The organism is Bacteroidota bacterium, from assembly GCA_016721765.1.
Taxonomy (GTDB): domain Bacteria; phylum Bacteroidota; class Bacteroidia; order UBA4408; family UBA4408; genus UBA4408.
In genome coordinates, this window is record JADKHO010000004.1 from 576,575 (window position 1) to 589,173 (window position 12,599).

At 33.9% G+C, this 12,599-nt stretch carries 10 protein-coding genes; 5 read left to right on the forward strand and 5 right to left on the reverse strand.

What is annotated here, in order from left to right; all coding sequences use genetic code 11:
• The first annotated feature begins 39 nt into the window (after positions 1-39).
• The 5 genes from IPP32_16560 (at position 40) to IPP32_16580 (ending at position 3,156) form a co-directional block, all read left to right on the forward strand.
• Positions 40-234 carry a hypothetical protein gene (locus tag IPP32_16560; GenBank protein MBL0049696.1) on the forward strand — a complete coding sequence of 65 codons (195 nt, stop codon included), beginning with the start codon at positions 40-42 and terminating at the stop codon, positions 232-234.
• Positions 235-243: 9 nt separating this feature from the next.
• On the forward strand, positions 244-801 hold the full coding sequence (locus IPP32_16565) for an NYN domain-containing protein (GenBank protein MBL0049697.1): 558 nt from the start codon (positions 244-246) through the stop codon (positions 799-801).
• Positions 802-1,614: 813 nt separating this feature from the next.
• Complete coding sequence (locus tag IPP32_16570) at positions 1,615-2,202, forward strand: J domain-containing protein (protein ID MBL0049698.1); 588 nt, start codon at positions 1,615-1,617, stop codon at positions 2,200-2,202.
• Between the two features lies 1 nt (position 2,203).
• Positions 2,204-2,776: a VWA domain-containing protein gene (locus IPP32_16575; GenBank protein ID MBL0049699.1), complete on the forward strand. Its 573-nt coding sequence runs from the start codon at positions 2,204-2,206 to the stop codon at positions 2,774-2,776.
• Positions 2,777-2,784: 8 nt separating this feature from the next.
• Positions 2,785-3,156 (forward strand): hypothetical protein, encoded by a 372-nt coding sequence (locus tag IPP32_16580; protein MBL0049700.1) that lies wholly within the window; start codon positions 2,785-2,787, stop codon positions 3,154-3,156.
• 72 nt (positions 3,157-3,228) lie between these two features.
• On the opposite strand, the gene IPP32_16585 is transcribed toward IPP32_16580, so the two are convergent.
• From IPP32_16585 to IPP32_16605, 5 genes are all read right to left on the reverse strand, one after another.
• Complete coding sequence (locus tag IPP32_16585) at positions 3,229-3,819, reverse strand: hypothetical protein (GenBank protein ID MBL0049701.1); 591 nt, start codon at positions 3,817-3,819, stop codon at positions 3,229-3,231.
• Positions 3,816-4,436, reverse strand: a complete 621-nt coding sequence (locus IPP32_16590) for a hypothetical protein (protein MBL0049702.1) — start codon at positions 4,434-4,436, stop codon at positions 3,816-3,818. The genes IPP32_16585 and IPP32_16590 overlap by 4 nt, the downstream gene beginning before the upstream one ends.
• A 115-nt stretch (positions 4,437-4,551) precedes the next feature.
• Positions 4,552-5,895, reverse strand: a complete 1,344-nt coding sequence (locus IPP32_16595; protein ID MBL0049703.1) for an AAA family ATPase — start codon at positions 5,893-5,895, stop codon at positions 4,552-4,554.
• Positions 5,895-9,302, reverse strand: a complete 3,408-nt coding sequence (locus IPP32_16600; protein ID MBL0049704.1) for an AAA family ATPase — start codon at positions 9,300-9,302, stop codon at positions 5,895-5,897. The genes IPP32_16595 and IPP32_16600 overlap by 1 nt, the downstream gene beginning before the upstream one ends.
• Before the next feature lie 228 nt (positions 9,303-9,530).
• Complete coding sequence (locus IPP32_16605) at positions 9,531-12,521, reverse strand: type I restriction endonuclease subunit R (GenBank protein ID MBL0049705.1); 2,991 nt, start codon at positions 12,519-12,521, stop codon at positions 9,531-9,533.
• Positions 12,522-12,599 lie beyond the last annotated feature (78 nt).

Genomic DNA, 12,599 nt, shown 5'->3' on the forward strand with positions numbered 1-12,599 from the left:
ATTAACTAGAATTTACTTTGTGTTCACGATCTAAATAAAATGGAAAACACCATATTGGACATAAGCTTAGAGTATGCACTTTCTCAATGTGATGAAAAAACAATCGATACGATTCTGGCAACCGAATTAAGTCAAGAAGAAAAAAAGGAAATACTAATGAAACAAAACGAAGTTCAGAAGCGCATTATTCTTCAAAAAATAGGATTCAAGAAGGAATTTTTAAAAACAATCTAATTCATACAAATGGAAAAACTAAAGATTGCAGTTTTAATTGATGGGGATAATGCAAATCCAAAAATTATTGAAGATACTTTATCGCAAATACAAAATCATGGCCAGCTTGCTATTAAAAGGGTTTATGGAGATTGGTCACAACCCCAGCTTGGATGCTGGAAAGTAATTGTTAATAAACATTCTATTAAGACCATGCAAACCTTCAATTATACAAAAGGGAAAAACTCAACAGATATAGCATTAATTATTGATGCGATGGATTTACTCTATAGTGGAAAAGTCAACGCCTTCTGCATTGTTTCTAGCGATTGTGATTTCACAGGCTTAATTCATAGAATCAAAGAAAACAATCTTTTTACAATCGGTGTCGGCAAGGTTCATTCATGTTCTTCATTTAAAAATGCATGCGACCTATTCCTTTTTGAAGAAAACAGTATGAAGAAAATTGAGCTAAAAAAGGAAATAAATTATATTGATCCGAAAGAAATAATTTTTAAAGTCAAAACAAATCCACTTCCCGGATTAAAGATATTAGGAAAAATAGACCCATCAGTTCTAAAGAACTAAACTAATATGAAATTTATGAACTTGTTTAATAAAAGGAGAAAGCGACAAGAAGCCCTTGAGCAAAAACAATCTTTAGTTGATGAAAATATAGTAAAAACTATTGCAGTTCAAACTTCAAATATTGAACTCCAAAAAAGTACAATGGAAATTGCTTGGAGAAACGAAAAATTAAATGAACAGCTTGTTGAATTAGTGGCCGAAAACGATAGAACAAAAAACATTCTGCTAGAAAGGGAAAACAAAATCAAAGTAAAGCAAGAAGAGCTTGAGGAAAGACAAAAAGAAATACGGAGAGAGGAAATTGAAATAACAAGTAGGAAAGCAGATTTGCGTAAAAATGAGCATCAAGCAATTGAACATGAAAATAAACTCAAGGAAGAAAGCAAGAGGGTTACCATAAGAGAAGCTGAAGCTGAAAAAATTGAAAAAGAGTCAATCGAAGCAAAAGAAAAGTATCAAGCACTCAATAATGTCTTGGAAGATGAAAAGAAAAATATCACAAAGCTCAGTGAAGAGGCTCAGAAAAAGTATGAAGAGGCAGATAGCAAAAAAGCTATGGCCAATGCAATCTTTGAAAGAGCCAAAGTTATTGATGAGGAAATTAAAGCGAAAGAACTAAAATTTGATGAATACAGAGAAACTATTGAGAATTCACTAAAAGAAAAAATTGCAGAATACGATAGGAGGCTTCAAGATATGGAAGCTGCAAAGCAATTTGTAGACGATATAAACTTTGATAAGAGTGAGGAGGGAAAGCAAGCCAAAATAGTTGTGAAAGAATCTATAAGGCAAGCTAAGAAATTACTTAGTGAGATGAAAACCAAATTTGATGAACTCGATGAAAAATATGCTACTGGAACATTCAAAGGATTCAGCACCCCAATAGATGAGATAGACAAAAACTATGAGGAGTTAAAATCTTATTACTTACAAATTAAGGAACACATTGCTTCCCAAGTTAATTTACCTAAATCAGTAGCGAAATGGCTTGCCAATATTGAGGATTGCATTTTCAATGCGGATAAATTCATAAAATCTTGGGAGTTTTCCGAGAGCTTCAGAAATATCATCTTAGGCTTGGCAACATGTAAAAATTACGAATTATTGCTGAGTATTTTACAGGAATTTTCTGATGAAAGTGAAGCAGATGCTACTAATTCAACAAGTGAAAAATTTACTGACTGGTATGAAATTCTAGATGTTGAAATAGATGCAGACCCAATTGAAATAAAAAAAGCTTATAGGAAGGCAGCAAAGAAATACCATCCTGATAAAAACCCAGGAAACAAAGAGGCTGAAGAAAAATTCAAGAAAGCTGCTGAAGCTTATGATATATTATCAGATCCAGAAAAGAGAAAAGAATATGACAACAAACGAAATAACTATAAACAAAAACAATAACATGAGCGAAAAATTTAATGGACTTAATCTTCCGGCTATTCAAAAGGGAGTCGGATTAAGCAAAGATGTAAAAAAAGAAATTTCATCTTTAGATTTGACTAAAAAAAGTGAAGTAAACCGGATTTTAAATTCCGAAAGCCCATCTATTCAGAAGAAAATTTTACAAGAAGAGAGCGGACTAGATTTAGTTTTAGTTGGTGATTTAACAGCCTCAATGCATGTTTACCACAAACTTTTAAAGGACAATTTTAAATTGCTGTGCAAAGATCTCTTTGCATTAATACCAAATATGCGAATTGGAATAATCTTTTATTTGGATCATGATAGCCATTTACCCTATGTAACAAGAGTATCCAAATTAAGCAAAGACATCGAACAACTTTACCATTTTATTGAAACAACACCGGTATCAACAGACGGCAATAGTACTTTTGATGAAGCTGTTGAAGACGCTTTTAATGATGTTGTTAGTCTTAATTGGCGAGAAGTTGGTTCACGCTCTGTTGTATTATTTGGAGATGCACAGCCCATGAACCACAGGAAAGCGAGAATGGGCACAGTTACTTCGATTTGACGAAGCGTATGTATCAAAATAAAATTGTTGTGAATAGTGTTTACTGTGGATGCGAAAGGTTCACAGATGAATACCTTCAAAAATTAACCAATATGAATGTTGGTGATTTTTCAGAACAGGTTTCTAGACTTGGACACGCGGAATTCTTCTCCTGGGTTGCTAATGTTACTGGTGGAATGGTTTTGGGAATTCAAAATGTTGATGATTTAGTTGATATAATCAAAGCATCTGCTGCCAAAGACTCCGGACACTTAGACGATCTTGAAAATAAAATGAAAGCAAGTTCGCCAAATAAATTGAAATTGATTGATGTGGCAAGGAAGGCTGAACAGAGGAAGAAACTTGGGAACAACATGGGAATTAAAGGTTTTCTAATTTGAACATAACATAAATTAATGCGACTATTCCTTTTATTAAAGAATTCGGGTAAAAAGGAATGTCATATTTGTCACTTAATATGATTTTTTCCTTTTTTGGATACTTTTTTTAATTTTTTCTGTAATTGGCATTGGTTCATTGAACTTCAATGAATCATAATTGCTTGGTTTTGAAATACTTCCACCAATTTTAATTTTGTAAAGTACATGCGAATGGTATTGTAAAACACGTTTTACTTCTGGATGAAAATCGGTTATGGCGTGTAAACCAGCCGGAATTAATACAAGATTTGCTAATGATGAATAATACTCAGGGTTGTATGCAGTGCGATCCACTATATGACAAACTGTAAAACTTTTAGGCGCAACCGAGCCCCCAAGAGCAATTTTTATTGCTTTGTTAGCTATAGAATTATCATCTAAATAATTTCCATTTTGATCAAATATTCTTCGTGTTTCATTATTTAATTTTCTTCTGCATTTTTTTACCCATAAAGCTGTTTTATTAAAATCTTCATTTTTTAGAATTTTAATTACTTCAGGATTAACCCAAATTGCCGTCTTAGCTATCAATGCAGAAATATTTATTTTCAATTCATCAAGTGCTGAATTAAGAATTTCAGTTCCTTCATAATCGTAAATTTGTTTTGCTACTTTTTTTTTCATTTTGTCATCCAATTATCAACCCATTTAATTTCCTTTACAATAGATCTCTTTTTTGTATTCCAATATTCTTTAAGTTCTCCATTAATTAAAATATACCTGAAATCATGTAATGCATCTTTTATATTTCTTTTAGTTTTATTGAGCTTGCCTTCTAAAAATGATTCTGCCACATTAAAAGCTTCCCCCCTTATTTTTTCGTTCTTGTCAAAAATTATAAAATCTCCAGGATCTTTAACAAAATGGCTTATGCCCAATCTTAACTTTACACTTACTTGAGGATTATTTGCAAAGTCCTTTTTCAAAATATCAATTACACCTTTTAACAGGACAAGGTCAGTTCCTATTCTATTGGCGGCTTCAAATGGAGTGATGTTTTCCCAAGGACCAATCTTATAGGATTCACGTTTAAGGTGCATAAGCACTTCAATGTTCGATTTTTTTGAAGGAACTTTAAATAAGTTTTGGTCAAGTTGCTTATGATATTCCCCCAAAAGTTTTTCAACTTCTTGCAAAGAAAGTTTATTTTCCTTCCAATCGGTTTCCAATAAACATTTGACCTTTTTCATAAGTTCTATTCCCTTTTTTACATCCAACTTCCCAATAATCAAACTTGGCAAAAGCCTATCTCAAATTTGGCAGAGTTGGGTGTTTTGTTGTCCTAAAATAGCAATCTGTTATTGCATTATTATTGCACAAACATATTTATACTAATTGCTTAATTTCATAATAATATTAAAATTTCTCTATTTCATTAATTCCTCTAGTAACCGCAGTATACTGCCATTTCAATGAGGGTATACCCAGCGTATTGATGAATACTTTTTTCCATTCACCTCCTTGGGCTTTGTTACAAGTAATTGCGTGACCATACATCAAACGTAACGCACCCACATAGCGGTCATCACATGGCATGTTTGACTCACTAAAAATTTTATTTTTAATGTAGCGTTGTTTTCTTAATTCACTTTCCTTTTGCCCTTCAATTTTACCCCCAATTGAAATCAAAGATTCCACTAAAGCATAGTCTTCAATAATCGTTTCTTTTTCCACAAAAAGCAGCCTAACTTTTACTGCCACAAAATGCAAATTGGCTACTTCTTCCTGAATTTTCCAATCAACATGTAAAAGCTCAACATGATCTCCATTATAAAGTTGGACTCCATTTCTAAACCAGTTTTGTGTAACCATGAGCAAATCTCCAGGCTCAAGAATTTGTTTTGCCTTACCAAAAATGCGATTTCTTACTAGATCATTAAAAAAACTATTCGCTTTATGTGAAACACCAATCGCAATCGAATGCTCCAACCCTTCCTTATTCATATCTTGAACATAATTGATGGCGGCCGTATAAATGTCTTTACTATGTTTTCCTTTGATTGGATGTGACTTTTTATGATCATCAATTGCTTTTCGAATTTCAGTTGCATTTTCTAGTATGTAACTACCATCTTCTTGTCGCTTCACTTCAGTTAACAAGTAAGCTGAACCTTTAAGATTAAATGTTTGTTCCAAAAAATCCTTATTTAGTGCAAAGGATTGCTGTTCGCCAATTGGAGGCAATTGGTATTTATCGCCGAGAAAAATGATTTTATTATGGACGTTTGAATTTTTAATAAAAGAAATTAAATCAAATATCAAACCTTTCTCCACTTCAAAAAGATTTGCCTCAATATCCTTCTCCTTTGGAATCATAGAAGCTTCATCAATTATAAAAACGCAAGGCCTTGCATTATGCCCCAATTTAAGCTTAAATGTAACTTTTCCTGTTTCCTTATCCGCTTTAGGAATATAAATCATGGAGTGAATGGTGGAAGTTGTAGTTTTTGCTTTTCTTCCTAAGATCCGGGCTGCTCTACCAGTCGGGGCAGCTATTTTATATGACTTTTCAATACTGTTTAAATATCCAATTAATGCGGCGGTTATGGATGTTTTCCCGGTTCCTGCAGCCCCACACAGAACCAAGAAATCAAATTGATTATCATCTTTTACAAAATCTTCCATCACCCTAAGAACTGTTTCTTGTTCTTTTGTTGGATGAGAGAAGTGAAGAAAATCAAATATTGATTTATTTTCCATTAATCAACTTCTACATTAAATTTATTTTTCAAAATTTCCACAATCTGTTTTGTTTGATCTGGGCCTTCATAGGTTACTAATAATTGATTAGGGAAATGTTCAGCATACCATTTCAGTTTTGTCTCCCAATGATTTTTGTATTCAGGTAAATCTAAACGGCCAACATGCTCCCAGAAATATTCTTGACCTTTCCAAAGAATTGTAAAGTCAGGCAAATACATTGAACCGTCTTTTGCAAATTTGGGAACTTCATAGGTGAAAGGAATTTTATTCAATTGTAGAATATTCGCAATGTTCATTTCAGATTTTGAACGAACAAAATATTTTGAGAGAGTTGAAATTACTTTTTTGTCTTCATACCAATTTGACTTCAATGAAAAAACTAAATCAGGAATTGGGTTGAATTCGAAAATGGATGAATTAATTTTTCTGATGCTTGATTTTTCGATTTTTGTCAACTCTATTAAAGTGGAAATATCGTCCTGAACAAAAATAGTAAGATGCTTTTGTGCTCTTGTAACAGCTGTGTATAGAAGTTCCATTGAAAGCAATGAATTAATTTTCTTTGGAAGAATCAAATACACTTTATTGAATTCACTACCTTGTGCTTTGTGAACTGAAATTACATATCCTAATTCAATGTTTTCATCAATGGGTTCATAGAACAATGGCTTCTTATCGTTTCCTTCAAGAAAGCCGTAGTTTATTGAATATTCATCCCTTCTTTCAAATTTTACTTGAAACTTTTGCAATCTAAATTGACTCCATCCTGTGTTCTTGTCAAAAGGGTGAGGATTCACAAAGCCTAACTCACCGTTGTAAATATCAATCTTCACATTTTTCTTTTCTTTCCAACTATAAGCAGAAATTTTATTTGATTGTGGCCTATTACGGAATTGAATAATTTTATCGTAAAGGGCTATTCCATCTAACTGCGTTTTGCTTGCTTGATAGCCATTAAAAAGATTTTGAAAAAAAGTATTGAGGTAATCTGTGCCATAGAATTCACCACGATAAGGTGAAAGGAATTGTATTGCTGAAGGGTTTGGATATTTACTGCCATTACGAATTGCTTTCCCCCAAACCTTGTAGAACTTACCCTCCTCTGCTTTCTCTCCAGTTTCCTTCTCAAGGTCTGAAATAACAACTGAGTGCAACATTGATTCTAAATCAGTCATTTCTTTCCAATAGTGAATAGTAAGGTCTTTATCAATCGCTCCACCTTGTTGAACCTTTTTCAAAATTGTTTCTTGATTCTTTTTGCTAAAATTTTCTTCTGATTGTTTTTCCTGGATGAAGATTTCTGCTAACTCTAAAATTCCGTTTCCTCTTTTTTCGACTTTGTTTTCTAATTGCCGAACGTTGATATCCAACTTGCCTAAATTTTCAGGTAACTCTGAATTCATCCACTCAATAATGTCATTAAAAACTTTTCCGCGGCCGATTGGTGGCAACTGATTTGGATCTCCAACTAAAATTAATCGCTGAACACTATTCCAGTTTATACTTCGTATAAGAGTCGCGAATAAAGACAAATCAATCATTGAACATTCATCAATGATCAGAGTAGTTATAGTGTCATTTTGCTGGCCAAATTTTTTGAATGTGAAATTGTCATTCAACCATCCGCCACTTGCTAAAAAGGAATGAATAGTTGAAGACTTTTTCTCAGTCTTCTCGGTCATTCTCACGGATGCTTTGCCAGTAGGTGCAAGTAAGACTATTCCAGTGCCTATTCCGTGGGCTTTCTCGACGCTACGAATAATCGATTTTAGAATTGTTGTCTTCCCTGTTCCTGCTGCTCCTGAAATAACACAAAGAGGTTTCGTAAAAACTTTAACACAAACTTTTGCTTGTCCTTTCAGTGCTTCATCATATTCCTTCGGTGCTTTTTCAAGCAGCGAACTATTCGGGTTTTGCAATAGATTATAAAAATGCTTTTCATCAATCGTTACTTTCAATTGAATGTCGTCACCATTTAAACTTTTAAGTGTTGAATGAATTATTTTTTCATCTTCTCTCACCTCATTTAGATAGAGATAGTTTTCTTCATCGAGCTTTCTGTAAGTAATTGCCTTCTCAATAAATTCTGAATCCACATCAAAATATTTTGGTGTGAACTGATGATTCTTCCATTCAGGCAAATAGCTTAATCTATTGTTGAGTAGAAACAAAACTGTGGTTTGGGAAACGAATGAGTGAATGGGTTCTCTTTTTAAAACATCAACACATAAAGCTCTGAATCTTTCGGCTCCGTTTTTTGAGAAAATATTTCCCAGTCCTAAATCAGGATTAGGAATAATACCATGGTCAATCACATGAAATGAAATGATGTCATCTTCATTGTCGCCAATGTATTGCTCACATAATAAATATGGGTCCTTTGAAATTTCATCAAAGTTTGCATAAATATTATTCTTTATTCTTTCTGAGCTTAATATGTTTTTAATCTGCTGATACGTTAAAGCAAAACGAGGAAATAAATTCAAAAGCATTTCTTGCTCTATTTCTTCTCTCAATTTCCAATTTCGCTTTAAATCACTTAATCGTTGAGATCCGATTCTTAAACCGTCAATAGTTTTTGTTTTCCCAGCAAGTAAGTCGGCAATGTTTTGAAAGGCTTGCTTATCGTTCTTCTTTTCTGTTTCAGTTTTGTAATAATCAATACCTTCTTCAAAGTCAATAAAAGAAAGCACTTCTGGAAGTCCTGGATATGCACCTCGTTTCTTCCACAAGTCGGTAAAAAGTGTCAGCAACCATTTTGTCCTTTCTGTCCAATTCTGCGTGTCGTCACCGATTTCTAATAAGTAGGACGCAATCTCAATCATCCTTTCTACCAATGCCAAAGCATCATCGTCTGGCACCGGACGGGTTGCATATTTGAAATTGCGCTTATTGTCTGGCACTAAAAGAATGCGTTCCAACACATCGGGTCTATTCATATATTTATGATATGGAATCACAAAACCTTCGTCAGGATAATTAGATGTGATTGGCATTTGCCAAACAAATCCTCCTGCATATTTTCTCTTTATTTCTTCATTAACACCTTCATAGTAATCTATTTTTCCAACCTTTTTTAGTCTTGAAATTCCAACGATAACATATTTCTGTGCCTCATCCTCACTAAACGGATTACTATAGTTAGCATAATAAAACAAAAGTGAATTTCCTTCTTCTTTCCTTATTGTATCAAAGTATTCATTTGCGTTTCTAAGTCGCTGGTCGTAATCATACTTCTGTCCCTTGCCGGGTTCACGGTTTACATCATCACTATACATTCCTTCATAGTTCCAAATACAAACAGTAGATTCAGGAATATCCAAAATAGCAGGCTTTGATTCCTTGTTAAACCAAGCGGGAGGATTAAGTATCGCATTTGTTTTGTTATCGCCAAAAGCATTCATGCTAAAGCCACAAACAGGAATTCCATTAGAGTTTAAACACGGTTTTATTTTGTTCTCGGGGTTATTCTTTCTAGCTGTATCAATTGCACCCTTTATGTAATCTCCCGGATATGAATGTTGGCCAATACAAAATGTATTTGTATCAGGTTCCTTGCATACTTTGCCATTCCAACCGTTATTGTGCCATGCTAATCGAATTGTTCTATGCATTTCGTTTATTTTAAATTATCACTTAGCTATTCCCCTAACCCTCTGATCATAAATATCATTAAACCAAAGCCTTTTAAACATCAGGTTTACCTTGTCTTCAGAAAGTTTGTTATACAGTTCTAACTTGGTATTGATGAAATTCAACAGCTCATTATCTATTTCTTCATTGAATTTGTCTTGAATATTGTCTTTGCTATTTTTGGTATTAAAGAAGCTCATTAAATCATTGTTAGCATAGATATTCTTACGCATTTTTTCAAATTCAACTTTATCCTCTTCCTTTAAATCAAGCCCGTAGGTTTCGTTTAGCACTTTTATTATTTTGGTAAGCCATTCAATTTCATCACCTTCTTTATTACCATCCCCACCAGGAGTCATGCCTTGCATTGCAGTATCACTAGTTACCAATTCTAAGTTTGTTGTGAACTGATGTTGTAGCTTGTAACTATCTAAATCAATTTCCTCCAACACTTCAGTAGGTAAAGCATTAGGACTGGCTGGCAATTTTTTAAACAGGTTGGATAAGAAAACATAATACTTCTCTAATTGTACATCTGTAAAGCTTATAATCTGAGATAGAAACCGGTAAAGGCGTACAAAATTTTTGATGTTTGCTTTGATGGAAACTTTTTGGTCTTCATCCAATTCGGCTATATATCGATTCACTACTTCATTTAAAATTGGCTGTAACTTTTCTTTATGGTCGCCTTTAGTAAAAAAGAGTTTAGCGTAGGCTTCAATATCGTTTTTATAGATGATATTAAACGCTTCTATTTTATGCTGAACATCATACAAACTATTTGGGTCTGTTTGGTCATCCAGTTCCATATAGTTACTACCATAATACATTTGAAAATCTTCCTGAACTTTTTCAGGATCATTAACAAAATCCAATACCATAGTAGTGTCTTTGCCAAGAGCAGTTCTGTTTAACCTGCTTAAAGTTTGAACAGTACTTGAACCCCCTAATTTCTTGTCAACGAACATCGTGTGAAGTAAAGGTTCATCAAAGCCGGTTTGATACATATTGGCAACAATCAATATTCTATATTGAGGCAATTTTAAAGCATCCGTAATATCAATTTTGCCACCGAGGTTGTTCATGTTTTCTTTAGTATAATCTTGACCTACTTCATGGTCGGTCACCGTTCCACTAAAGGCAACTAAAGCACCGTAGGGCAATTTCATTTCCCTCATGATGTCATCAAACTTTCGTTTAAACCGAACCGCATGAAGCCTTGAACGGGTAACTAACATACCTCTTGCTTTACCTTGTATTTCTTTCTGCGTCTGTGAAACAAAATGCTCAACCATTATTCTTGCCTTCTTCTCAATAGCATGGTCTTGCAAATCGACATAAGATGAAAGAAGTCTTACGGTTTTCTTTTTTTCATATTCCTTATCATTAATCTCTGTACGTTTAATGAGTTTGTAATAACGCTTCCAACTCATATAATTTTTAAGCACATCCTTAATAAAACCTTCCTTGATTGCTTGCTCCATTGTATACAAGTCAAATGCTTCTTTCTGGCCATTTCGGATTGTTCCAAAAAGTTCAATGGTTTTAGACTTGGGTGTTGCTGTAAAAGCAAAGAAAGATATATTGCCCTGATCACCTTTCTTTTTGATTTCATCTGCAATTAAATCATCAAGATCTTTTTCTTCACCGTCTGCTGATTCCGCTTCTTCAAGTGATAGCGCTTTTCTCAAATGCCTGGCTGATTCGCCTGCTTGTGAACTATGAGCCTCGTCAATAATTACAGCATAGGTTTTATCCTTATTCTGAGCAATCACATCTGAAATAACAGGAAATTTTTGAAGTGTTGTAACGATAACTCTTTTCCCTTTTTCAATTGCGTTTTTTAAATCCTGACCAGTTTTGTTTTTATCAATGTATTCAACTGTTCCAGGCATTTGCTCAAACTGCCTGATATTGTCCTGAATTTGTTTATCCAAAACCCGCCTATCGGTAACTACGATAACGCTATTGTATAGTGCCTTTTCATCATCAGGATGTTGGTAGAAATCGGATAAGCGGTGGGCCAACCATGAAATTGTATTTGACTTCCCTGAACCGGCTGAGTGCTGAATTAAATACTTATTACCAATATTATCCTGCCTTACTGATTCTAATAAATTTTGAACTGCTCTTCGCTGATGGAACCGGGGAAATATCAACACTGGCTTTTCCTTCTCCCGAAGAGCCTTTGTTTGATTGTCGTAATACTTCTCCTTGTTGATTTGAAGATTGGCGTAATTCTGAATAAGATCAAGTAAAGAATCTTTCCTTAATACATCCTTCCACAAGTAGGAGGTAGCATAATCATTATCGTCCTGATTAACCAGTTCTTTATTAAATGGTAAAAAGAAAGTGCCTTTTCCTTTTAACTCAGTACACATGCTTACTTGCTCTGTGCTAACTGCAAAGTGTACAAGACATCTCTTAAACTCTAAAAGTGGTTCTTTGGGGTCTCTGTCTTTGATGTATTGCTTGATTGCATTGTGAAGATATTGCCCGGTTAAAGCATTCTTCAATTCCATTGTAACAATAGGCAAGCCATTTACAAATAGAACAATGTCAATTGAATTTTCATTCTTCTTTGAATATTTAAGCTGTCGAATCACAGTTAACCTGTTTTTCAAATACCCCTTCTGGTGCTCAGGAGTTTTACTATGGTTTGGTTTAAAGTAAACTAAATTAAATTTCTGTCCCCGATCTTTTACTCCTTCTCTAATTACATCAAGTGTTTTTCTTTTTTTTATTTCATTTGCAACATGATCAATAATTTTTTGATGAGTTTGACTTGCATATTGTTTATACAATTCAACTATCTTTTCACCTTGAGTATCTTCAATAAAGCCAATTAAATCTTCTGGAATAAGGCATAATTCTTTATCATAACAGGAATTATCTTTCTCTGTATATTCAGGAAATTCGGGTTGAGGTATATTTGTAAGGTATTTTACAATATGCTCTTCAAAATGTATTTCTTTCGTTCCTTCTGCCAAAATTGGGGGGGGGCTTTGCGGGTTGGGGGTTTGGTTTGGGGGGGGGGAGGGCTTACTTCGGTGTGGGGCTCCCCGGCA

What these genes read in the sequence shown, in the direction of transcription:
- IPP32_16560 (MBL0049696.1), top strand. Translation starts at nt 40, where the DNA reads ATGGAAAACACCATATTGGACATAAGCTTAGAGTATGCACTTTCTCAA.
- IPP32_16565 (MBL0049697.1), top strand. Translation starts at nt 244, where the DNA reads ATGGAAAAACTAAAGATTGCAGTTTTAATTGATGGGGATAATGCAAAT.
- IPP32_16570 (MBL0049698.1), top strand. Translation starts at nt 1,615, where the DNA reads ATGAAAACCAAATTTGATGAACTCGATGAAAAATATGCTACTGGAACA.
- IPP32_16575 (MBL0049699.1), top strand. Translation starts at nt 2,204, where the DNA reads ATGAGCGAAAAATTTAATGGACTTAATCTTCCGGCTATTCAAAAGGGA.
- IPP32_16580 (MBL0049700.1), top strand. Translation starts at nt 2,785, where the DNA reads ATGTATCAAAATAAAATTGTTGTGAATAGTGTTTACTGTGGATGCGAA.
- IPP32_16585 (MBL0049701.1), bottom strand. Translation starts at nt 3,819, where the DNA reads ATGAAAAAAAAAGTAGCAAAACAAATTTACGATTATGAAGGAACTGAA.
- IPP32_16595 (MBL0049703.1), bottom strand. Translation starts at nt 5,895, where the DNA reads ATGGAAAATAAATCAATATTTGATTTTCTTCACTTCTCTCATCCAACA.
- IPP32_16600 (MBL0049704.1), bottom strand. Translation starts at nt 9,302, where the DNA reads ATGAATGCTTTTGGCGATAACAAAACAAATGCGATACTTAATCCTCCC.